The following is a 21,509-nucleotide window of genomic DNA, read 5'->3' on the forward strand; positions in this document are numbered from 1 at the left end:
GGCAGCACCTCGCGCCCGTCAAACGGCGGGCGGCAGCACCTTGGCGATCAGTTTGGCCAGTTCGCGCAACGCCTTGCCCCGGTGACTGATGGCGTCCTTCTCCGCCGGGGTCAGCTCGGCGTTGGTCCGGTCCTGTCCGTCGCCCAGGAAGATCGGGTCGTAGCCGAACCCGCCGTCACCGCGCGGCGCCCGCAGCACCCGCCCGGACTGCCGGCCGTCGACCAGGTGCTCCTTGCCGCCGGGCAGCACCAACGCCACAGTGCAGACGAACGAGGCGGCCCGCTGCCCGTCCGGAACGTCGCCGATCTGGTCCAGCACCAACTGAAGGTTGGCCCGGTCGTCGCCGTGCTGGCCGGACCAGCGGGCGCTGAACACCCCCGGCATGCCGTTGAGCGCGTCGACAGCGAGCCCGGAGTCGTCAGCGATGGTCGGCAGCCCGCTCTGCCGGCAGCCCTCCCGCGCCTTGATCAGCGCGTTCTCGCCGAAGGTCAGGCCGGTCTCCGGCAGCTCCGCGTACTGCTCGACGTCGTCCAGCCCGAGCAGGGCGATCCGGTGCGCGCCGAGTGCGCCGTCAAGAATCCGCTGTAGCTCGACCAGCTTCTTGCGGTTACGGGTGGCGAGCAGGACCTTGTTCATGCTGAGACACCTTTGTTCGCGACTGCGGGGCTCGCAGGCTTCCTCGTGCTCACGCGAGAGCCTTCCGCTGGGCTTCGGCCAACTCGGCGCAGCCGGCGACGGCCAGGTCGAGCAGGGCGTCGAGCTGGTCGCGGGCGAACACGCCCGCCTCGCCGGTGCCCTGCACCTCGACGAAGTCGCCAGTGCCGGTGCAGACAACGTTCATGTCGACCTCGGCGGCGACGTCCTCCTCGTAGCAGAGGTCGAGCCGGGCCTCCCCGGCGATGATCCCCACGCTGACCGCCGCCACCGAGCGGTGCATCACCTTCTCCGGCTTACCGGCCAACGACTTGCGGGCGGCAAGCCAGCCCACCGCGTCGTGCAACGCGACGTACGCGCCGGTGATCGCTGCCGTGCGGGTGCCGCCGTCGGCCTGGAGCACGTCGCAGTCGAGCACTATCGAGTTCTCGCCGAGCGCCTTCAGGTCGATGCTGGCCCGCAGACTACGGCCGATCAACCGGGAGATCTCGTGGGTACGGCCACCGACCCGACCCTTGACGCTTTCCCGGTCGGAACGGGTGTTCGTGGCCCGGGGCAGCATCGCGTACTCGGCGGTCACCCAGCCGAGCCCGGAGCCCTTACGCCAGCGGGGCACCCCCTCGGTGACGCTCGCCGTGCAGAGCACCCGGGTGCCGCCGAACTCGACGAGCACCGAGCCCTCCGGATGGGTGCTCCAGCCTCGGGTCACTGTCACCGGTCGAAGTTGAGAGGGCCCTCGCCCGTCAGGTCGCGCCATGCCTGCACCCTATGCGGTGCGGCGATCCACCTCACCCGCGGTGCCCCGGGGAACGCCCGCGCCGTTGCACACCGAGCAAGCGGCGACGGTGGCCCGGCCTCGCGAACCGGGCGTGCTGCGTCAGACGTCGTAGCTGGCGCCGGGCCGGACCACCTCGAGCGGCCCGGCGTACGCGGAAGCGGCCGACTCCAACGTGTGCGCCTCGCTGCCCCAGGCCGGCACCAGGTGGGTGAGCAGCAGCCGACCCACAGCGGCCTTGGTCGCCGCCTCGCCGGCCTCCCGACCGGTCAGGTGCAGATCCGGCGGGTTGTCCATGCCGTCGAGGTAACTGGCCTCGCAGAGGAACACGTCGGCGTTCTGGGCCAGCCGCAGCAGCGCCTCACAGGGCGCGGTGTCCGACGAGTAGCACAGCGAACGGCCGTCGTGCTCCAGCCGCACACCGTACGTCTCGACCGGATGGTTGACCCGGTCGACGGTGACGGCGAACGGCCCGATCGGAAAGGTGCCCGGCTGGAGCGCGTAGAACTGGTACACGTCCTCCACCGAGCCGTCGTCGCCGTACGCGGCGCTGAGCCGGTCCGGCGCGCCGGCGGGCGCGTACACCGGCAGCGGCGGGTAGGGGCCGTCCGGGGCGTACCGGCGCACCACCACGTACAGCACGGCGTCGAACATGTGGTCACAGTGCAGATGGGTCAGCAGGATGGCGTCCGGGGCGTGCAACCCCGCGTACCGCTGGAGGCTTGACAGCGACCCCGAGCCGAAGTCGACCAGGAGCCGGAAGCCGTCGGCCTCGACGAGGTAAGCCGAGCAGGGCGACTCGGGGCCAGGGAAACTGCCGGCGCTTCCCAGAACTGTCAGTCGCATCGAGTGGTCTCGCTGTCACTATCAGTAGCACCCGCGCCGGTGACGGTCCCGGCCATGATCTCTACCGACGCGTACGCCACGCTGCGCAGCCTACGCTGGCGCACCCGGCAGCAAGAATCATCCAACGGAAGTTGTCACGAACGTGACACCCGCTCGCGGTCCGTCGGGAAGCGCGCGGGCCGTCGACGAATGTCGACGGCCCGTAATCGGCAGACCAGATCGGTCAGGCCCAGAGTTGCCCCTCCAGGGCGTCCTCGGCATCGGCGAGCGTGCCGCCGTACGCGCCGGTGGACAGGTACTTCCACCCGCCGTCGCAGACCACGAAGGCCACATCGGCCCGCCGGCCGTCGCGCACCGCCTCGTGCGCCACCGCCAGCGCGGCGTGCAGGATCGCACCGGTGGAGAACCCGGCGAAGATGCCCTCCACCTCCACCAGCTGGCGGGTGCGCAACACCGCGTCCCGGGTGCCCACCGAGAACCGCCGGGAAAGCACCGAGGCGTCGTAGAGCTCCGGAACGTACCCCTCGTCGATGTTGCGCAGGCCGTAGACCAACTCGCCGTAACGCGGCTCGGCGGCCACGATCTGGATGCCCTCGACCTTTTCCCGCAGGTAACGCCCGGTGCCCATCAGGGTGCCGGTGGTGCCCAGCCCGGCCACGAAGTGCGTGATGCTGGGCAGGTCGTGCAGCAGCTCCGGCCCGGTCGTCTCGTAGTGCGCCCGGGCGTTGGCCTCGTTGCCGTACTGGTAGAGCATCACCCAGTCCGGGTGCTCGACGGCGATCTGCTTCGCCGTGGCGACCGCCTGGTTGGAACCACCCGCCGCCGGCGAGAAGATGATCTCGGCCCCGTACATCCGGAGCAGTTGCACCCGCTCGGTGGAGACATTCTCCGGCATCACGCAGACCACCCGGTAGCCGCGCAGCTTCGCCACCATTGCCAACGAGATGCCGGTGTTGCCACTCGTCGGCTCAAGGATGGTGTCACCCGGGCGGAGCCGGCCAGCCTCCTCCGCCGCCCGGACCATGAACAGCGCCGCGCGGTCCTTGATGCTGCCGGTGGGGTTGCGATCCTCCAGCTTGGCCCAGAGCCGCACCGGAGGGGCACCGTCGGGCACCGTCGGGGAGAGCCGGGGCAGGCCGACCAGCGGCGTACCCCCGCAGGCGTCGAGCAGGCTGTCGTACCGCGCCATGGCGGCCGACCTCAGCGAGCCGCGACGGCGTCGCGGGCCACCGCGTCGGCGGCACTCTGCGGGCTGATGTTGTGCGAGCTGATCGCCGCCGCCGCCGCGCTGTGCGAGCTGATCGCCGCTGCCGCGGCGAAGCCGAACGCGCCGCCGGCCACCGCCGGCAGGATGGTGACGCTGTCGCCGTCGGAGAGCTTCGCGTCGAGCGCGCCGAGGAAGCGGACGTCCTCGTCGTTCACGTAGACGTTGACGAAGCGGTGCAGCGTGCCCGCGTCGGTGATCAACCGGCCGCGCAGACCGCCGTGCCGGGAATCCAGGTCGGTGAGCAGATCGGCGAGCGTGTCGCCAGTGCCGTCGACGACCTTGGCGCCGCCGGTGTAGCTGCGCAGGATGGTGGGGATGCGAACCTCAATGGCCATGATGTGGAACTCCTCGATCGGGTGTGCCTACGGTGACGGGACGAGATGGCTGCGGCGCTGACAGGTCAGCGGTCGGAACACTCGTAATCGACCGTCGCCGGGCTCTGCCCGAACATGTAGGACTGGACGGCGTGCGGGTCGACACCGGCCTCCACGACACGGACCGGCTCCTCGGTGACCACGCCGTCGACGATCCGGAACGACCGGATCTCCTCCGAGTCGGGCTCACGGGTCGAGACGAGCAGGTAGTGCGCCCCCGGCTCACCGGCGAAGGAGACATCCGTCCGCGACGGGTACGCCTCGGTGGCGGTGTGCGAGTGGTAGATGACGACGGGCTCCTCGTCCCGGTCGTCCATCTCCCGCCACACGCGCAGGTGCTCCATCGAGTCGAACTCGTAGAAGGTCATCGACCGCGCGGCATTGTCCATCGGGATGTGCCGGGTCGGGGTGTCGCTGCCGACGGGACCGGCGACCACGCCGCACGCCTCGTCAGGGTGATCCCGGCGCGCGTGGGCGACGATCGCGTCAATGATCGACCGGTCGATGCTCAGCACGTGCACCAGCCTAACGCCTGCGGGGCACGGGCCGAAGTGGTGCCGGTCACCCCTAGTCGATCAAGGCGTTGAGCAGCGACTCCTGTAGATACCCGAGATAGGCGTAGACCGAAAGCTGGAACACCCGGCTGGAACCAGGGTCCTCAGCGACAGCGTCGTCCAACTCCTCGCCCAGATCCGTGCCGTCCTTGATCTCCAGGCGGACGCCCATCGCCAACCGGGCGTCGTTCAGTGCCCGCAACCACGCCTCGGCCGCCTCGGCGTCCAGCCGCACCTCGCCACCGGCCTCGTCCGGCAACGCGGCCAGGATCGCACCCGCCTGATCGATCTTCGCGGTCTTCAGGTCGCCCTCTGTGTAGCGGCGAAACTCGGCAGTGCCCGGAGCGTCCTGTGGGTAGACCGCCGGAAAGAGCCGACCGACCACCGGGTCGGTGTGGTCGAAGCCGTCGGTGAGCAGACCCACCACCTCGGAGGCGACCTTGCGCAGCACCCGCACCTCGTCGACGGCGAAGACGGCGACGTAGTGACCGGCCTGGCGATGGAACATGCTCATGATCTGTCCACCGTCGCCCACAGCCCGTACGCGTGCAGCTGCGACGCGTCGTGCTCCATCCGTTCGCGGGCACCTGTGGAGACCACGGCGCGGCCCTTGTGGTGCACGTCAAGCATCAGCTGTTCGGCCCTCTCCCGGCTGTAGCCGAAAAGCTTCTGGAAGACCCAGGTCACGTACGTCATCAGATTGACCGGGTCGTCCCACACGATCGTCACCCACTGCCGGTCGGACGCCGGCACCTCGTCAGTGTCCGGCGTCTCGACCGGTGCAACCTGCGGAGCCGCCATGCCCCCCATCGTGCCACCGGTTTCCCGGAACCGAGGAACCGGAACGCCGGCCCGGCGCGGATCACCCACCCCCGGCCCTCCCGACCCACCCCGGACGCCATCGGAGGTGGGGTCCGGCACGGACCCGGACCAACCGGTGGGCGCGCCGTCAGGCGAGCAGAATGCCGTGATCGACTGCATCGGAGAGCACCACGCCCAGCGAGAGGCGGATCACCTCGAACCGTCGGGAGATCTCCCTGGACAACCCCAACTCGACCTCGCGCACCGCCCGTTGGGACCAGGCCCGCGCCGCGCTGTGGTCGCTGTTGCCTGGCGTACGCCACTGCTGCCAGCACCCGCCGGAGAGCGCCACCGCGACCGGCGGGAGCACCTCGTCCCGGGACGCCACCGGATAGCTGGCGGCGGCGTCGATCGCCTCCATGCCGGTCAACTCGGCCACGCCGGCGGTACTGGTGATCAACAGCACCTTGTCCAGTTCGTGGCCGGGCCGGTGATCGGACAGGCCGTACTGCACGGCGAGGGCGATCCGGCGGCGCACGCCTTCGGCCGGCGGCGCGCCGAGCACCTGGGACGCGACGTCGGTCATGATGCCGCGCACCGCCTGATCGCACTGTGCGGTGGCCAACAACGACAACGCCGCCATCTCCCGGTCGAGGAGATCCGGTAGGCCGGCACAGCCGACTCCGAACACGATCTCCTGAACGGCCCGAAGGTGGATGTTCGCCAACTCCAGGGCGAGGTGCTGGCGGATCCGCTGCGCACACGAACGGGCGTGGCGGTCGAGCCGCTCGGACCAGTCACCCGGATCCGCGGCCACGGCGACGCGGTCCTGCTGGCCCGGCAGGACCGGCGGGTCGACGCTGGCCCGCCGCAACCCCTCACGCGACGCCCAACCCACCAGCGCCCGCCGCAGATCGGAGGCGGTGCCCGCACCGTCGACCGGGAACCACCGCGCACCGGCCAGCGCCGGCACCGCGGCCAGGAGAGCCGCCCGATGTGCCTCCACCGTCACCGCTACCGCATCCACCTCGGTCTCCGCACCCACGACCGGCGGGACGGACGCCCCCGCGCCCTCCGTAGTCGCCGTACCGTCGGTCGGCGGAGCCCACCCCGACGCGCCGGGGGTGACCGCGAAGACGACCTCCACCGAGGTCGGGGCGACTTCGGCGAGCAGGTTCAACTCGGCGGCGGTGAACGCCTGGTCGGCAGCGATCACGAAGAGCAGCGCGCCGGCTCGGCCCGCCGCTTCGAGCAGCACCCGGGTGCCGGACACGCCAAGGGTGGCGGTGTCCGGAACGTCGATCAGGGTGAAGTGCCGCAGCAGCGGCTCGGGCACGCTCAGCTCGACACGCCGGGGCGGGCGGGCCAACGCCGGACCGGCGGCATCCCGATCCGCGCCGTACGAGTGCGGCTGGCGGTAACCGGGCACGAACGCCGCCCGGGTGGGCACCTTGGCGTCGCGTACCACCAACCAGCTGCCCGCCGGCACGGTGAGCATGACCGGGTCGAGCCCGAGCAGTGTGGCGAGCACGGCACGCCGCTCGGCACCGGCCGGGCCGACGGCGACCACACCGAGCGGCTCGTCCGGGGCGGCGCCGGACACGCCGACCCGAGTGGGGAGGGGGCCGCAGGTGGGTAGATCAGTTGGGCCGGTCATGTCGTCCGGCGAATCGACCGAGGGGAGAGGGCCCTGCTTCATCAGGTGCCTCCCGTTGCAGGTGACCAGAGGTCCGGTCGCGAAAAGTTCCGGTACGAAACCCGGATGTCGGAAGACTACGTGCGGGCTGGCGACCGGGCGGAACACCTCGAATACTCACCGGTAATTGTGCGATTACTCAACTTCGCACGGTGACGGTACGGGCGCGGACGGATTCCGGTCGATATGCTGCGCGAATGAGTCGATGGGAGTTCGTCGGCCGCACGGATGAGCTCAACCGCCTGCTGGAGGCGGTGACCGGTGAGGCCGGCCGCGGGCTCTTCTTCAGTGGCAGCGCTGGCATCGGCAAGAGTCGCCTGCTGCGCGAGGGTGTGGGCATGTTGCCCACCGACCGGTTCGCGATCTGGTCCATCGCCGCCAGCGCCACCACCGCGGCGCTGCCATTCGGTGGGCTGGTCCAGGTCCTCCCCGCCGAGCAGCCCCAGGGCCTCTCCCCCGCCGGCATCCTGCGCTGGGCGCTCAACGTGCTGCAACAGCAGGCGGCCGGCCGACGGATCGTGCTCGCCATCGACGATGCCCACCTGCTCGATCCGCCCTCGGCCGCACTTGTGCATCTGGTCGCCCGCGCCGAGAACGCCACAGTCCTCGGCACCCTGCGCGACGGCGAGCAGATCCCGCTGCCGATCCGCGCACTCTGGACCGACGACCTCGTCGAGCACGTCGAGCTGACCCCGATGCCGCAGGAGGCGACCACCGACCTGCTGGCCGCGATCCTGGGCGGCCCTGTCGACGCCGGCTCCGCCGACCGGCTCGGCCGCCTGTCGGCCGGCAACCCGCTGCTGCTGCGCGAGCTGGTGCACGCCGCCAACGGCAGCGCCGAGTTGAAGCGCACGTACGGGATCTGGAAGTGGACCGGGCGACTGGAACTGGCCCCCAACCTGACCGACCTCATCGACACCCGGGTCGGCAAGCTCACCGACGGCGTCCGCGCGGTCGTCGAGCTGGTCGCGTTCGGCGAACCACTGGGCCTGCACCTCCTCAGGCAGGCCGCCGAGCAGTCGGACGTGGAGACCGCCGAGGAACGCGGGCTGATCACCGTCATTCAGCACGACCGGCGCACCAACGTCAGGCTGGCGCACCCGCTCTACGGCGAGGTGATGCGCCGTCGGTGCCCGGTCAGCCGCACCCGCCGGCTTCAGGCACACCTCGCCGAGCTGCTCGAACAGGTCGGCAAACGCCGACGCGACGACCTGTTGCGGGTGGCCGTCTGGCGACTCGACTCGGGCACCGCGCAGGACCCGGCTCTGCTGCTGGACGCCGCGGTGCAGGCGTTCACCCGCTACGACGTGCCGCTGGCGACCCGCCTGGCGCGGGCCGCGCTGCACGCCGACGGCGGCTACGACGCGGCGGAGTTGCTGGCCACCATCCTGATGTTCGCCGACCGGCCCGACGAGGCGATCGACGTCCTCGACGCGGTAACCCCCGAGCCCGGCGACGAGCGGCGACTCTGCCGCTGGCTGACCGTACGCGGCATGGTCAGCTACTGGGGGCTGAGCCAGGAGTCCACGGTGGAGGAGATCGCAGGCCGGGTCGAGCAGCTCAGCGACTCCGCCGACCGGTCCCGGGTGCACGCCTTCGAGGCGATCATGCGCCTGCACCGACTGGACACTGACACCGCGGTGCAGCTCAGCCGACGTGTCCTGGACCGGCCGGCGGCCGGCGTCGCCGCCCGCGAGCTGGCCCGTTCCACCATCGCGTACGTCCAGGCCGCGCAGGGCGAGCTGACCCGCAGCGGTACGGCCATCGCCCAGGTGCACTCGGCCGCGGCGAACTGGCGCACCGACATGCCGTACCTCCAGTTGGCCCTGGAGCTGGCCCGAGGCACCCGGCTCATGCTCACCGGCGACCTGGCCGGGATCGACGCGATCGTGGCCGACGAGTTCGCCGACCTCGCCGGTGCCGGCGACTTCCGCCTCGGCACCGGCTACCTGGCCATCCTCCAGGCGTACGCGGCCCGGCTGCGCGGGCAGAGCGACGCGGCCATGCGTACCTCCCTGGGCGCCTGCGCGGTGCTGGCCACGAGTCGGGTCTACGCCGGTCTGGCTCAAGCCGAACGCGCCCAGGCGGCGGCGCTGCGCGGTGACGCCGCGCAGGCGGTCGCGGCGATGGCCGAAGCCGACCGCACCCACGCGCCGGGCATGGCGGTGCTCTACCCGTGGCTGGATCAGGCCCGGGGCGCGGCGCTCGCCGCCTCGGGCGACCTGCCTGGCGCTGTCAAGCACCTCGGTGACCTGGTGGACCGGCTGCGCTCGGATGGCTTCGCCGGGCACGAGGTGCATGTCCTGCACGACCTCGTCCGACTCGACCAGGCGGGCATGGCAGTCGGCCCCACCTGCTCCGACGGTGGTCGACGCACCGTCGCGCAGCGCCTCGCCGAGCTCTCCGAGCGGGTCGACGGGGTGCTCCCGCCACTGCTGGCCCGTCACGCCCGCGCCGCGGTGACCGACTCCCCCACCGATCTGCTCGCGGTCGCCGACGACTACGCCGCCCTGGAGTTGACCGTGTACGCGGCCGAGGCCACCTCCCAGGCCGTCCAGCGGCTGCGCCGGGAGCACCCGGCTGCCGCCAACGACGCCCGGGAGCGCCTCGCCGGGCTGCTCGGGCGCTGTGACCTGATCCGGACGCCGGCGCTCCAGGCCGGTGCGCCGGTGCTCACCGAGCGGGAGTGGCAGGTGGCGCGCCTCGCCGCGCACGGCGCTCCCAGCCGGGCCATCGCCGAACGGCTCTACCTGTCGGCGCGCACGGTGGAGAACCACCTCCAGCGGATCTACGCCAAGCTCGGCGTCACCGGGCGGACCGAACTGTGGGCGGCGCTGCGCTCGATCCCGGGCCACGACGGCGGCGACCCGAGCTGAACCTTAGGCTGGGGCGGTGAGCATCCACCGCCCCGCGCTCCTGACCGACCACTACGAGCTGACGATGGTCAGCGCGGCACTGAAGGACGGCACCGCCGACCGCCGGTGTGTCTTCGAGGTGTTCAGCCGCCGGCTGCCCAGCGGCCGCCGGTACGGCGTGGTCGCCGGGACGGCCCGGCTGATCGAGCTGATCCGCGACTTCCGGTTCGACCCCAGCGAGGTGGAGTTCCTTCTGCGGACCGGGGTGGTCGACGAGGCGGCGGCAGCGTGGCTCACCGACTACCGCTTCACCGGCGACATCGACGGGTACGCCGAGGGTGAACTGTTCTTCCCCGGTTCACCGATCCTCACCGTCTCCGGCGGCTTCGCCGAATGTGTGGTGCTGGAGACGGTGGCGCTGTCCGTGCTCAACCACGACTGCGCGGTGGCCGCCGCGGCGGCCCGGATGGTGACAGCGGCGCGGGGCCGGACGCTGATCGAGATGGGGTCGCGCCGGGCACACGAGGAGGCGGCGGTGGCCGCGGCGCGGTCCGCGTACCTGGCCGGGTTCCGGTTCACGTCCAACCTCGCCGCCGGCGCGCGCTACGGCATTCCGACGGCGGGCACGGCAGCGCACGCGTTCACCCTGCTGCACGACGACGAGCGGGCGGCGTTCGCCTCACAGGTCGCCACGCTGGGCAAGGACACCACGCTGCTGGTCGACACGTACGACATCAGCCAGGGCATCCGCAACGCCATCGCTGTGGCCGGGCCGGACCTGCGGGCGGTACGGATCGACTCCGGCGACCTCGCGGTGATCGCTCAGCAGTCCCGGGAGTTGCTCGACTCGCTGGGCGCCACCGAGACCAAGATCATCGTTTCCGGTGACCTGGACGAGTACGCCATCGCCGCACTGGCCGCCGAACCGGTGGACATGTACGGCGCCGGCACGGCCGTGGTCACCGGCTCCGGGGCACCGACCGCCGGGCTGGTCTACAAACTGGTCGAGGTCGAGGGCCGGCCGGTGGTGAAGCGCTCCGAGCACAAGGCCACCATCGGCGGCCGGAAGGTCGCGGTCCGTCGGCACAAGCCGACCGGCACCGCCACCGAGGAGGTCATCGTTCCGCAGGGCGTTCCCGACCGGCAGCCCAACGACCGCCTGCTCCAGCAGTCGTACGTGGTCGCCGGTGAGTCGGTGCCGCTGCCCACCCTCGACGAGTCACGGGAGCACCTGCGAGAGTGCCTGATCTCCATCCCGTGGGAGGGACTGAAGCTCTCGGCCGGCGACCCGGCGGTGCCGGTCACCGTCGTACCCGCTGGTTGAGTTCATCCCCGAGCGCCACCCCGACAGTGCGGAGAGAGGAAACCCCCCGATGGCCAACGCGCTGATCATCGTGGACGTGCAGAACGACTTCTGCGAGGGCGGCTCGCTGGCCGTCGCCGGCGGCGCAGGGGTGGCCGCCGGCATCTCCCGGTTACTCGCCGCCGAGCCGGACCGGTGGACGCACGTGGTCGCCACCAAGGACTACCACGTCGACCCGGGTGCCCACTTCGGCGATCCGCCGGACTTCGTGGAGTCCTGGCCAAGGCACTGCGTGGTCGGCACCAGCGGTTCGGAGTTCCACAGGGAACTGGACACCGCCAGGGTCGAGGCGATCTTCCACAAGGGCGAGCACGCGGCGGCGTACTCCGGTTTCGAGGGCCATGCCGACGACGGCGAGTGCCTGGCCGACTGGCTGCGTCGGCGCGACGTGGACCGGGTCGACGTGGTCGGCATCGCCACGGACCACTGCGTCCGGGCTACCGCGCTGGACGCCGCCCGGGAGGGTTTCGCCACCACAGTGCTGCTGGAGTTGACCGCCGCCGTCGCACCGGCGACCACCGACGTGGCCCTACGCGCGATGGAGGGCGCCGGGGTGATCATGCACGGCCAGCCTGTGATCAGGGCCGCATGAGCTGCTAATTGGTTGGCCCAGGGGCCGCCGCCGGTCAAGGATGTCGCCGGAGGTACGGACCCACGTGAACATGAAGCCTTACCGGCGGGCGCTCGCCCTGCCCGGCCTGCGGTCGCTGCTACTGGTTGCCGTCCTCGCCCGCATCCCGCTCACCGCGACCGGGGTGACGCTGACCTTCCACGTGGTGCTCGATCTTGATCGGGGCTACGGGGCGGCCGGGCTGGTGGGTGCGGCGGTCACCGTGGGCGCGGCGATCGGCGGGCCGCTGCTCGGCCGACTCGTGGACCGGCGTGGACTGCGCCCGGTCCTCGTGCTCACCGCGATCGCCGAGGCGATCTTCTGGTCCACCGCGCCGTCGCTGGCGTACCCCGTGCTCCTGCCAGCAGCGTTCGTGGCCGGCTCCCTGGCCCTGCCCATCTTCTCCGTGGTCCGTCAGTCGATCGCCGCGCTGGTCCCCGAGGACCAACGCCGCCCCGCCTACGCGCTGGACTCGATGTCGGTGGAGCTGTCCTTCATGATCGGCCCGGCGTTGGCGGTGGCCCTGGTCACCGCGATCTCCGCGCAGACCACCATGTACCTGGTCGGCGGCGGCATCGTCGCCGCCGGGATCGCACTGTGGGTGGTCAACCCACCGATCCGGGAGGCTACCGAGCCCACCGGCCCACAACGCCGCGTGCCGCGCCGGGAGTGGCTGACCCCCCGACTGCTCGCCGTCCTGGCGCTCAGCGCCGCGGCGACCCTGGTGCTCGGGGGCACCGACGTGGCGGTGGTCGCCGTCCTGCGGGCCAGCGGCGAGGTCGGCTGGACCGGCGCGGTCCTGGCCATCTGGGCGGTCGCCTCGCTGGCCGGCGGTTTCGCCTACGGCGCCGTGCACCGCTCGTTCTCCCCGCTGGCGCTGACCGCCGCGCTGGCCCTGTGCACCATTCCGGTGGGGCTGGGCGGTGCGCACTGGTGGCTGCTGTGCCTGGCGCTGATCCCCGCTGGCGCTCTCTGCGCGCCGACCATCGCGGCCGGCTCGGACGCGGTCAGCCGCCTGGCTCCGGCCGAGGTACGCGGTGAGGCGATGGGTCTGCACGGCTCCGCGGTCACCGTCGGCATCGCGATCGGCGCGCCGCTCGCCGGCGCGGTGATCGACGCCAGCGCGCCACCCTGGGGCTTCGTGGTGACCGGAGCGCTCGGCGCGCTGGTCACCCTGGTGGTGCTGCCGATCGAGCTGCGCCGCCGCCGCATCGCTGACGCGGCCACCCCGCCGCCCGCCGAGGCCGACCTCACCTCCGCCGCCCACTGACGACCGTTACAACCACTACGACCGCTACGACCGCTACGACCGCTACGACCGCTACGACCGCTACGACGCAGCGAAGCTGAAGGTCGGCGTCCCTTGCCGGTCTCCGCGTTGCGCTGTCCGACCGCGGCGACGGCACGCGAGACCGACCTGCGGCGGGGAGCGGCCTGCGCGGTGGTCCCCTGCGCGGGGTCGCGGGGTCCCTCCGCCGCGCGGGGTCCGTCCGCGCGGGGTCCGTCCGCGCGGGCAGCATCATGCTGATGAGCCTGATGTCTGTGAGTCATCGTGATGACTCACAGACATCAGGCTCATCAGGGAGATAGCCCCGAGGCCCAGCCGCGCCGAGCCAAGGGCACGCCCGGCCAGGACCAGGCCGAACCAAAATCCCGCCCAACCAAGGCCACACCCAGCCAGGACCAGGCCGAACCGAAACCCCGCCCAACCAAGGCCACGCCCAGCCAGGACCAGGCCGAACCGAAACCCCGCCCAACCAAGGCCACACCCAGCCAGGACCAGGCCGAACCAAACCCCCGCCCAACCAAGGGCGGGCACGTCGCGTGTACAAGCCGCTGGCAAGCCGCGTGGAGCGGCCGGAACGAGGCGAGATGGCGAGATGGCGAGAGTGGCAATGGGCTGGACATGGCGACGGGCGCCGCTCCCGGTGTCCCGGGGGCGGCGCCCGTCGTACTGCTGAGCGTGAGCGTCAGTGCCGGTCGACGTCGCTCGCGGTGTCCTCGCGGTAGCTGGCTCCGCCGTCCGACTCGCTGGTGAGCGGCTTGGCGCCACCCTCCGGCGGGCCGGCCAGGCTCTGGCCACCGGCCGCCAGCTCCGGGAACTTCGCGTCGAACGCCGGCCGCTCGGAGCGGATCCGCGGCATCCGGTCGAAGTTGCGCAGCGGCGGCGGGCTGCTGGTCGCCCACTCCAGCGAGTTGCCGTGACCCCAGGGGTCGTTCACCTCGACCACCGGGCCGGTCTTGTACGACTTCCAGCAGTTGTAGATGAACGGCAGCGTGGAGATACCAGTGATGAACGCGCCGATCGTAGAGATCGTGTTCAGCGTGGTGAAGCCGTCGCCGGGCAGGTAGTCGGCGTACCGACGGGGCATGCCCTCGTTGCCGAGCCAGTGCTGCACCAGGAACGTGGTGTGGAAGCCGATCATGGTGAGCCAGAAGTGCACCTTGCCCAGGCGCTCGTCGAGCATCCGGCCGAACATCTTCGGGAACCAGAAGTAGATGCCCGCGAAGACCGCGAACACGATGGTGCCGAAGAGCACGTAGTGGAAGTGCGCCACCACGAAGTACGAGTCCGACACGTGGAAGTCGATCGGCGGGCTGGCCAGCAGCACACCGGTGAGACCACCGAAGAGGAACGTGACCAGGAAGCCGACCGACCAGAGCATGGGCGTCTCGAAGCTGATCTGGCCCCGCCACATGGTGCCGATCCAGTTGAAGAACTTCATACCGGTCGGCACGGCGATCAGGTAGCTCAGGAAGCTGAAGAACGGCAGCAGCACCTGGCCGGTGGCGAACATGTGGTGCGCCCAGACGCTCATCGACAGCGCCGCGATGGAGATGGTGGCGGCCACCAGGCCCTTGTAGCCGAAGATCGGCTTGCGGGAGAAGACCGGAATGATCTCGCTGATGATGCCGAAGAACGGCAGCGCGACGATGTACACCTCGGGGTGCCCGAAGAACCAGAACAGGTGCTGCCAGAGCATCGGCCCACCGGTTGCCGGGTCGTACACGTGCGCGCCGAGGATGCGGTCCGCGGCGAGCGCGAAGAGCGCGGCGGCCAGCAGCGGGAAGACCAGGATCACCAGGAGGCTGGTGACCAGGATGTTCCACGTGAAGATCGGCATCCGGAACATGGTCATGCCGGGCGCGCGCAGGGTCAGCACCGTGGTGATCATGTTCACGGCACCGAGGATCGTGCCCAGGCCGGAGATGGCCAGACCCATGATCCACATGTTGGCGCCGACGCCCGGCGAGTGCTCGACGCTGCTCAGCGGCGCGTACGCGAACCAGCCGAAGTCAGCGGCGCCACCCGGGGTGATGAATCCGGCGGTCGCCATCGTTCCGCCGAACAGGTACAGCCAGTAGGCGAAGCTGTTCAGTCGGGGGAAGGAGACGTCAGGCGCGCCGATCTGGATCGGCACGATGTAGTTCGCGAACGCGAACACGATCGGTGTCGCGAAGAACAGCAACATGATCGTGCCGTGCATCGTGAAGAGCTGGTTGTACTGCTCGGGCGACAGGAACTGCAGCCCGGGTCGGGCCAGCTCAGCACGCATGACCAGAGCCATCAGGCCACCGATCATGAAGAACGCGAACGCGGTGATCATGTACATGATCCCGATTTGCTTCGCGTCCGTGGTTCGCAGCAGCCGCGCGATGGCCGACCCCTTGACCGGCTCCCGGACCGGCCAGGGCCGGGTCACGACCGGCTTGGGTGCGACGGTGGTCACGAGTGGCCTCCGGTTCTCGGTTGTCCCGCTCGGCACACGCTGGTTATCGGCGGGCCGTCATCCGCAAGGAGGATAGTCCCCGGCAGGTCGCAGCGCCGCGTGGGGTGGCGTGACACGATCTACTACGGGCCTACAGCGGGCCGAGCAGGAGCCGGTAGTGCTCCCCGAAGATCCGGTCGCCGCGTCCGCGCAGCAGTGGGTCGCGCAGCGCCGGCGGGACGTCCCTGGTGCGGTTGCGGTCCCGGGTCCGGTCCCGCACCCATCGGGTACGCGGACGGCGACGGCTTTCGTACGCCACCAGCGCCGCCTCCACGCTGTTGGCGGCGCGCAGCGACTCGGCCAGCACCACGGCGTCCTCCAACGCCATGGCCGCACCCTGCGACAGCGTCGGCGCGGTGGCGTGCGCGGCGTCGCCGACCAGCAGGACACGCCCCCGGAACCAGCGACCCAACTCCACCTCGTCGGTGGTCCCGACGTGCACCTCGTCGAGGGCCGCCAGCACCTCTGGCACCGGGCCGCGGTAGTCGGCGAAGAGGTCCCGCAGCCGCGCGAGGGGGTCGGCCGGTTCCTCGGTGCCGGCCTCGTCGGCGTAGAGGTGCAGCCGCCCGGCACCGATCGGCACCATCAGGAACCCGGAGCGCTGGCCGAGCAGTGCGGTCCACTCGGTGACCGGCGGGCCGTCGCGCAGGACGGCCCGGTAGACCACCTGCCCGACCGGACGCGGCGGACCACCGAGCGCGGCCAGCGCACGGACCGAGGAGCGTGGCCCGTCGGCGCCGATGACCAGGTCGTACTCCGTGGTGGTGCCGTCGGTGAAGGTGACGCCGACAGCGCCCGGAAGGAGGTCCAGGGTGCGGACCTCGGCGCCGTGCCGGACGGCGCCGCCGGCGCCGCTGAGCAGCACCCGGTGCAGGTCGGCCCGGGGCAGCGCCCGACACTCGCCGACGCCGGCCCAGAGTGCGTCGAGGTCGACCTCGCAGAGTTGCGCGCCCGCGGCGTCGAAGAACCGCTGCCGGTGGATCACCTGCCCGGTCGGCCGGACCGGGTCGTGCAGGTCCAGCCGGTGCAGTGCGCGGGCGGCGTTGCCGGGCAGGTAGAGACCGGTCTCGGTGGACTCCCCCGGTGGCAGCTTGTCGGTGACGTCGGGCCGGAAGCCCGCCAGGCGCAGCGCCCGGGCTACGGCCAGACCGGCGATGCCCGCGCCGACGACGAGGATGCGCAGGGGGGAGCCACCCATGGTGGTGTACGCCTCCGGAGGGGGAGCGGCACGCGTTGGAGGCAACACGCTACTCGGAGCGATCGACGCACACCAGGCCCAATCGGCCCGCACCCTGCCACTCGTCGGCGACCTGCGTCGCTTGGCTGGCCGTCAGCGGCCAGCCGTCCGGCGGGACGAGGCAATCCTCACAATTCACCAGTTCGACCCGGACGGTTGCGCGTCAGTTTCAGACATGTAAATGTGTCGTTGAGCGTGGGAGCGCTCCCGCACCGCCCCACCACATCCGGCGCCCGGCACGCGCCGAGTCGAGGAGTGTCATGAAACGTCAACTTCGGGCCCTGGCCGCCGCCGGGTTGCTGGTCGCCAGTTCGCTGGTGGCAGTAGCCCTCGGCGGCAGCGCCTCCGCCGACACCCAGATCTGCGAACAGTACGGCTCGACAGTCATCCAGGGCCGCTACGTGGTGCAGAACAACCGCTGGGGCACCACCGCCCAGCAGTGCATCAACGCCACCAACAACGGCTTCGAGATCACCACCCTGAACGGCAGCAGCCCCACCAACGGGGCGCCCACCGCGTACCCCTCGGTGTTCTTCGGTTGCCACTACACCAACTGCTCCCCCGGCACGAACCTGCCGATCCAGGTGAGCCAGATCAGCAGCGCCACCAGCAGCATCTCCTACCGCTACGTCAGCGGCGCCATCTACAACGCGTCGTACGACATCTGGCTGGACCCGTCGCCGAAGCGGGATGGCGTGAACCAGATGGAGATCATGATCTGGCTCAACCGGCAGGGCCCGATCCAGCCGATCGGCTCGGTGGTCGGCACCACGAACCTGGCCGGCCGCACCTGGGAGGTCTGGCGGGGCAGCAACGGCTCCAACAACGTCATCTCCTACGTCGCGTCGTCGGCGATCTCCAGCCTGAACTTCAGCGTGCTGGACTTCATCAACGACACCCGCAACCGGGGGGCGATCACCAACTCCTGGTACCTGACCAGCATCCAGGCAGGCTTCGAGCCGTGGCAGGGCGGTGCCGGCCTCGCGGTCACCTCGTTCTCGGCCAACGTCAACGGTGGCGGCCAGCCGCCCACCAACCCGACGACCCCGCCGCCCAGCGGTGGCGCGAGCTGCGCGGTGAAGTACACGGCGAACTCGTGGAACAACGGCTTCACCGCCGACGTGCAGATCACCAACACCGGGTCCAGCGCGATCAACGGTTGGACGCTGAACTACAGCCTGCCCGGCGGTCAGCAGGTCACCAACGCCTGGAACGCCACTGTGAGCCAGAGCGGGTCGACGGTGACCGCTCGCAACGTCGGCCACAACGGGTCCCTCGCTCCCGGGGGCACTGCCAGCTTCGGCTACCAGGGCACCCTGAGCGGGTCGTACTCGTCGCCGAGCAGCTTCTCGCTCAACGGGGCAACCTGCTCGCGCAGCTGACCTGACGGTGGGGGCGCGACCATCCGGTCACGCCCCCACCACTCAGGAAATCCACGCGGGATCCTTGAGGTCGGGGCGTCCTCGCACGCGGGACGCCCCGACTTTCGGGAAGTCGAGTCGATCAGGCGCGGGTGGTCGTGGTCAGACCCGGGTGAGGCGTACGGCGTCGGCGATGACCAGGCCGGTGGTGTTGCTCCACCGGCTCACGCCGACCCGGTTGGCGTCGCCCGCCGGCAGCGTGAACGTGCCGAGGACCCGCCACTGCCCGCCGGTGGCCCGTTGGTCGACCCGGACGGTCTGGTTTCCGGCGCCGGTGGCGACGATGTACGGGGCGGCGCTGTTGTAACCCGTGTTCGCGGGCCACCATGCCTCGACCCGGTAGTTGGCGGTGGCCGGGACGTTGAACCGGTACCACGCGACGTCGCTGGCGGCGACCGGGTCCGCGTAGCGGTAGTCGGCGCCGTAGCGCTGACTGGAGTACGACGACACGCCCCAGTTGGCGCTGGCGGTGAATCGACCGCTGGTGGTGTTGTCGACTGTGGAGGACCACGCCGTGCCACCGCCGGCCATTCTCGCCGCCACGTCGGCGCGCATGACGTTCAGGTCGATGAAGGATGGGTCGATCTTGCCGGTGGTGCTGGTCTCCCGGTGGCCTCGGGCGTAGCTGCTGTCCCGGCCGAGCCGGGTGAGCACGGCGGCGGTGGCGGCGAGCGACGCGTTGTACTGCGCGGCGGTCATTTCCTGGTTGACGCCGTTGTAGTCGATCTCCCACCCGATCATCAGGGTGTTGCCGTCCCCGGCCGGGATCGGTCCGCTGCCGCCGCTGACTCCGGCGTGGTTGCACCGGCCGGCGGAGATGACGTGGAAGACACCGTTGTAGTCGACGAGCGCCTGGCACAGCGGGCCCGGCAGGTCGGACCGGCCGTTGATGCAGATGCCGAGCGCCGGGTGCGGGTTGCTGGCGCTGGAGGTCGAGGCGGTGTGGTGCCAGAGCACTCCGATGGGGTCGAACGAGCCGGGCCGCATCCGGTTGAGCCAGTCGCCCTCGACCACCACCTGGACCCCGGCTGCGCGCAGCACGTCCACCAGCCAGGGAATCGTCGCCATCAGGCGTCCTGAAGCAGGTCGGCGAGGCACTCGGCCTTCGGCGCGGCGCTCGCGGCGGCGGGTCGGGTGACGACTGTCAGCGCGGCGACCACCAGGGCGGGGATGCCGAGCACCCCACGGCGGGGCAGACGGATGGACGGGGTTCGGGCCATGGCGATCCTCCAGCGACGGCGGGTACGAACGGATCGACGAACGTGATGACGGGACGCTATACCGTCACGTACGTCGATGTCGATACCCTTCATTGCTGGGCCCCGCGCTGAAGGAATTCGCCGATTCAGACCTCGCCGAGCGCGTCGATGTCGCGCATCTCCTCCGCCGTCAGCGAGAAGTGGAAGACGTCGAAGTTCGCGGTGATCCGCTCCGGGGTCACCGACTTCGGGATCACCACGATCTCGTGGTCGATGTGCCACCGCAGCACCACCTGCGCCGGAGAGACGCCGTGCGCGCCGGCGATCCTGGTCAGCACCGGGTCACTGAGGTCGCTGGTCTTGAACGGGCTGTACCCCTCCAGCACCACGCCCCGGTCCCGGTGCTCGGTGTGCCGCTGCCGGTCGTACAGCGACGGGCTCCACCGGATCTGGTTGACGGCCGGGTTCTCCTCGGTGGACTGGATCAACTCGTCGATCTCCGCGGTGCTGTAGTTGCTCACCCCGACCGCCCGGGCCAGGTTCTCGTCGCGGGCGGCGAGCAGCTCGCGCCAGAGCGGGATGCTGTCCCCCGGCGACGACGGCGGCCAGTGGATCAGCCAGAGGTCCACGTATTCGACGCCGAGCGCCTCCAGGCTGACCTCCAGCGTCGCGCGCTCCCGGCCCACCCGGTCCGGCGGGAGCTTGGTGGTGATGAAGAGGTCCTCCCGACGCAGCCCGCTCTCCCGTACCGCCCGGCCGACCTCCCGCTCGTTGCCGTACACGGTGGCGGTGTCGAGGTGCCGGTAGCCGGTGTCGAGCGCAGCCAGCACGGCGTCGTAACCGGCCTGGCCGGTGGCCTGCCAGGTGCCGAAGCCGAGCAGGGGCATCCGCACGTCACCGGGGAGCAGGGCGGTGGGCTGGTCGGTGAGGTCCATGAGGTCCGTTCTACCCCGCCGCGCCCCCGGCCGCCGAGCGAACCGGACACTCCGACGTCCAGCGCACCGGTCCGGTCTGCCGGACAATGCGGGTGTGACCGACCGGCTGGACGAGTACCGGCGACGGCGGGACGCGGCCCGCACACCCGAGCCGGTGCCGTCGGAGAGCCCGTCGCCGGCCGGCTCCGACGCCGCCCGCTTCGTCATCCAGCAGCACCACGCCCGCAGCCTGCACTGGGACCTGCGCCTGGAGCACGAGGGGGTGCTCGCGTCCTGGGCGGTGCCCCGCGGCCTGCCCCGCGATCCGGGTCGCAACCACCTCGCCGTGCACACCGAGGACCACCCGATGGAGTATCTCGACTTCGCCGGTGAGATCCCGGCCGGTGAGTACGGCGGCGGCCGGATGCTGATTCACGACCGGGGCACCTACCGCTGCGAGAAGTGGCGCGACGACGAGGTGATCGTGACGCTCTCCGGTGAGCGGACCGCCGGCCGCTACGTCCTCTTCGCCACTGGGGGACGGGACTGGATGGTCCGCCGCACCGACCCCGCGCCGCCGGGCTGGACGCCGATGCCGGAGCTGGTCCGGCCGATGCACACCACGCCCGCGGCCGGGCTCCCCCGCGACCGCGCCGCCTGGGGGTACGAGCTGCGCTGGGACGGTGTCCGGGCGATGGCGTACGTCTCCGGTGGGCGACTGCGGCTGCTCTCCGAGACCGACGAGGAGATCACCGGCGGCTACCCGTGGCTGCGGGCGATGGCCGAGGCGCTCGCGCCCACCGAGGCGGTGCTCGACGGTGTGCTGGTCCGCATCGACGGTGCCGGGCGGGTCCGCCCGGTTCGGCCGGCCAGCGGCAGCCGGGTCCCCACCGGCGCCCAGTACCTGATCGTCGACCTGCTGTGGTTGGAGGGCGTGAGCAGCGTCGACGTGCCGTACGCGCAACGCCGGGAGCTGCTCGATGGGCTGGTCTTGTCCGGTACGCACTGGCAGACTCCGCCGTGGTTCCCGGGCGCGGGCGACGAGGCCCTGCGTGCCGGGCGGGAACAGGGCCTGCCGGGCGTGGTCGCCAAACGACTGGACTCGGTCTACCAGCCGGGGCGGCGCAGCCGGCTCTGGCTGAGCATCGACGCGGTGTGACGGCGAGGAGCGAC

Annotated in this window: 20 protein-coding genes; 6 read left to right on the forward strand and 14 right to left on the reverse strand. The window is 71.0% G+C overall.

Annotated elements, in window-relative coordinates; translation table 11 throughout:
• Positions 1–18: 18 nt before the first annotated feature.
• The 9 genes from rdgB to MED01_RS00115 all read right to left on the reverse strand — a co-directional run bounded on the left by rdgB (position 19) and on the right by MED01_RS00115 (position 6,970).
• Complete coding sequence (gene rdgB, locus MED01_RS00075) at positions 19–636, reverse strand: RdgB/HAM1 family non-canonical purine NTP pyrophosphatase (protein ID WP_238666471.1); 618 nt, start codon at positions 634–636, stop codon at positions 19–21.
• Positions 637–685: 49 nt separating this feature from the next.
• Entirely contained in the window at positions 686–1,411 is a 726-nt protein-coding gene (gene rph / locus MED01_RS00080; RefSeq protein WP_238666472.1) for a ribonuclease PH, read from the reverse strand.
• A gap of 120 nt (positions 1,412–1,531) precedes the next feature.
• The gene (locus MED01_RS00085) at positions 1,532–2,275 is read right to left on the reverse strand and encodes an MBL fold metallo-hydrolase (protein WP_238666473.1); all 744 of its coding nucleotides are present in this window, start codon (positions 2,273–2,275) and stop codon (positions 1,532–1,534) included.
• A 223-nt stretch (positions 2,276–2,498) separates the two neighbouring features.
• On the reverse strand, positions 2,499–3,464 hold the full coding sequence (locus MED01_RS00090; RefSeq protein WP_238666474.1) for a PLP-dependent cysteine synthase family protein: 966 nt from the start codon (positions 3,462–3,464) through the stop codon (positions 2,499–2,501).
• An 11-nt stretch (positions 3,465–3,475) separates the two neighbouring features.
• A complete protein-coding gene (locus MED01_RS00095) occupies positions 3,476–3,877 on the reverse strand; it encodes a MoaD/ThiS family protein (RefSeq protein ID WP_238666475.1) in 402 nt (133 codons plus the stop codon).
• Positions 3,878–3,942: 65 nt separating this feature from the next.
• Positions 3,943–4,431 carry a M67 family metallopeptidase gene (locus MED01_RS00100; protein ID WP_308193375.1) on the reverse strand — a complete coding sequence of 163 codons (489 nt, stop codon included), beginning with the start codon at positions 4,429–4,431 and terminating at the stop codon, positions 3,943–3,945.
• A gap of 52 nt (positions 4,432–4,483) precedes the next feature.
• Positions 4,484–4,984 carry a DUF2017 domain-containing protein gene (locus tag MED01_RS00105; protein WP_210780952.1) on the reverse strand — a complete coding sequence of 167 codons (501 nt, stop codon included), beginning with the start codon at positions 4,982–4,984 and terminating at the stop codon, positions 4,484–4,486.
• On the reverse strand, positions 4,981–5,271 hold the full coding sequence (clpS, locus tag MED01_RS00110) for an ATP-dependent Clp protease adapter ClpS (protein ID WP_088946433.1): 291 nt from the start codon (positions 5,269–5,271) through the stop codon (positions 4,981–4,983). Before clpS ends, MED01_RS00105 begins: the two co-directional genes overlap by 4 nt.
• Before the next feature lie 148 nt (positions 5,272–5,419).
• Positions 5,420–6,970, reverse strand: a complete 1,551-nt coding sequence (locus MED01_RS00115) for a P-loop NTPase family protein (RefSeq protein WP_238666476.1) — start codon at positions 6,968–6,970, stop codon at positions 5,420–5,422.
• Between the two features lie 194 nt (positions 6,971–7,164).
• On the opposite strand from MED01_RS00115, the gene MED01_RS00120 reads away from it, so the two are divergent.
• Genes MED01_RS00120 through MED01_RS00135 form a run of 4 tightly spaced genes read left to right on the forward strand, consistent with a single transcriptional unit; the run spans position 7,165 to position 13,065 of the window.
• The gene (locus MED01_RS00120; protein ID WP_238666477.1) at positions 7,165–9,843 is read left to right on the forward strand and encodes a LuxR C-terminal-related transcriptional regulator; all 2,679 of its coding nucleotides are present in this window, start codon (positions 7,165–7,167) and stop codon (positions 9,841–9,843) included.
• 16 nt (positions 9,844–9,859) lie between these two features.
• Positions 9,860–11,146, forward strand: coding sequence for a nicotinate phosphoribosyltransferase (locus MED01_RS00125; RefSeq protein ID WP_238666478.1), 1,287 nt, complete (start codon positions 9,860–9,862; stop codon positions 11,144–11,146).
• A gap of 49 nt (positions 11,147–11,195) precedes the next feature.
• Positions 11,196–11,777, forward strand: coding sequence for an isochorismatase family protein (locus MED01_RS00130; protein WP_238666479.1), 582 nt, complete (start codon positions 11,196–11,198; stop codon positions 11,775–11,777).
• A 40-nt stretch (positions 11,778–11,817) separates the two neighbouring features.
• Complete coding sequence (locus tag MED01_RS00135; RefSeq protein WP_238666480.1) at positions 11,818–13,065, forward strand: MFS transporter; 1,248 nt, start codon at positions 11,818–11,820, stop codon at positions 13,063–13,065.
• Between the two features lie 700 nt (positions 13,066–13,765).
• On the opposite strand, the gene ctaD is transcribed toward MED01_RS00135, so the two are convergent.
• Both ctaD and MED01_RS00145 read right to left on the reverse strand, forming a co-directional pair.
• On the reverse strand, positions 13,766–15,526 hold the full coding sequence (gene ctaD, locus MED01_RS00140; RefSeq protein WP_238666481.1) for an aa3-type cytochrome oxidase subunit I: 1,761 nt from the start codon (positions 15,524–15,526) through the stop codon (positions 13,766–13,768).
• Positions 15,527–15,656: 130 nt separating this feature from the next.
• Positions 15,657–16,763: an FAD-dependent monooxygenase gene (locus MED01_RS00145; protein WP_238666482.1), complete on the reverse strand. Its 1,107-nt coding sequence runs from the start codon at positions 16,761–16,763 to the stop codon at positions 15,657–15,659.
• A gap of 299 nt (positions 16,764–17,062) precedes the next feature.
• Here MED01_RS00145 and MED01_RS00150 point away from each other — a divergent pair, with 299 nt between their 5' ends.
• On the forward strand, positions 17,063–18,184 hold the full coding sequence (locus MED01_RS00150) for a glycoside hydrolase family 12 protein (RefSeq protein ID WP_238666483.1): 1,122 nt from the start codon (positions 17,063–17,065) through the stop codon (positions 18,182–18,184).
• A gap of 141 nt (positions 18,185–18,325) precedes the next feature.
• Here the strand turns inward: MED01_RS00150 and MED01_RS00155 are convergent, their stop codons facing one another.
• From MED01_RS00155 to MED01_RS00165, 3 genes are all read right to left on the reverse strand, one after another.
• Positions 18,326–19,291 (reverse strand): golvesin C-terminal-like domain-containing protein, encoded by a 966-nt coding sequence (locus MED01_RS00155; protein WP_238666484.1) that lies wholly within the window; start codon positions 19,289–19,291, stop codon positions 18,326–18,328.
• Positions 19,291–19,443, reverse strand: coding sequence for a hypothetical protein (locus MED01_RS00160; RefSeq protein ID WP_238666485.1), 153 nt, complete (start codon positions 19,441–19,443; stop codon positions 19,291–19,293). Before MED01_RS00160 ends, MED01_RS00155 begins: the two co-directional genes overlap by 1 nt.
• Before the next feature lie 125 nt (positions 19,444–19,568).
• Positions 19,569–20,357: an aldo/keto reductase gene (locus MED01_RS00165; RefSeq protein ID WP_238666486.1), complete on the reverse strand. Its 789-nt coding sequence runs from the start codon at positions 20,355–20,357 to the stop codon at positions 19,569–19,571.
• A gap of 94 nt (positions 20,358–20,451) precedes the next feature.
• Between MED01_RS00165 and MED01_RS00170 the strand changes: the two genes are divergently transcribed.
• Positions 20,452–21,495, forward strand: coding sequence for a DNA polymerase ligase N-terminal domain-containing protein (locus tag MED01_RS00170; RefSeq protein WP_238666487.1), 1,044 nt, complete (start codon positions 20,452–20,454; stop codon positions 21,493–21,495).
• Positions 21,496–21,509 lie beyond the last annotated feature (14 nt).

This window comes from Micromonospora alfalfae, assembly GCF_022230925.1.
GTDB lineage: Bacteria > Actinomycetota > Actinomycetes > Mycobacteriales > Micromonosporaceae > Micromonospora > Micromonospora alfalfae.

Bases quoted from the DNA above. Each gene is read 5' to 3' on its own strand.
- rdgB (WP_238666471.1), bottom strand. From the start codon at position 636: ATGAACAAGGTCCTGCTCGCCACCCGTAACCGCAAGAAGCTGGTCGAG.
- rph (WP_238666472.1), bottom strand. From the start codon at position 1,411: ATGGCGCGACCTGACGGGCGAGGGCCCTCTCAACTTCGACCGGTGACA.
- MED01_RS00085 (WP_238666473.1), bottom strand. From the start codon at position 2,275: ATGCGACTGACAGTTCTGGGAAGCGCCGGCAGTTTCCCTGGCCCCGAG.
- MED01_RS00090 (WP_238666474.1), bottom strand. From the start codon at position 3,464: ATGGCGCGGTACGACAGCCTGCTCGACGCCTGCGGGGGTACGCCGCTG.
- MED01_RS00095 (WP_238666475.1), bottom strand. From the start codon at position 3,877: ATGGCCATTGAGGTTCGCATCCCCACCATCCTGCGCAGCTACACCGGC.
- MED01_RS00105 (WP_210780952.1), bottom strand. From the start codon at position 4,984: ATGAGCATGTTCCATCGCCAGGCCGGTCACTACGTCGCCGTCTTCGCC.
- clpS (WP_088946433.1), bottom strand. From the start codon at position 5,271: ATGGCGGCTCCGCAGGTTGCACCGGTCGAGACGCCGGACACTGACGAG.
- MED01_RS00115 (WP_238666476.1), bottom strand. From the start codon at position 6,970: ATGAAGCAGGGCCCTCTCCCCTCGGTCGATTCGCCGGACGACATGACC.
- MED01_RS00120 (WP_238666477.1), top strand. From the start codon at position 7,165: ATGAGTCGATGGGAGTTCGTCGGCCGCACGGATGAGCTCAACCGCCTG.
- MED01_RS00130 (WP_238666479.1), top strand. From the start codon at position 11,196: ATGGCCAACGCGCTGATCATCGTGGACGTGCAGAACGACTTCTGCGAG.
- MED01_RS00135 (WP_238666480.1), top strand. From the start codon at position 11,818: ATGTCGCCGGAGGTACGGACCCACGTGAACATGAAGCCTTACCGGCGG.
- MED01_RS00145 (WP_238666482.1), bottom strand. From the start codon at position 16,763: ATGGGTGGCTCCCCCCTGCGCATCCTCGTCGTCGGCGCGGGCATCGCC.
- MED01_RS00150 (WP_238666483.1), top strand. From the start codon at position 17,063: ATGAAACGTCAACTTCGGGCCCTGGCCGCCGCCGGGTTGCTGGTCGCC.
- MED01_RS00155 (WP_238666484.1), bottom strand. From the start codon at position 19,291: ATGGCGACGATTCCCTGGCTGGTGGACGTGCTGCGCGCAGCCGGGGTC.
- MED01_RS00160 (WP_238666485.1), bottom strand. From the start codon at position 19,443: ATGGCCCGAACCCCGTCCATCCGTCTGCCCCGCCGTGGGGTGCTCGGC.
- MED01_RS00165 (WP_238666486.1), bottom strand. From the start codon at position 20,357: ATGGACCTCACCGACCAGCCCACCGCCCTGCTCCCCGGTGACGTGCGG.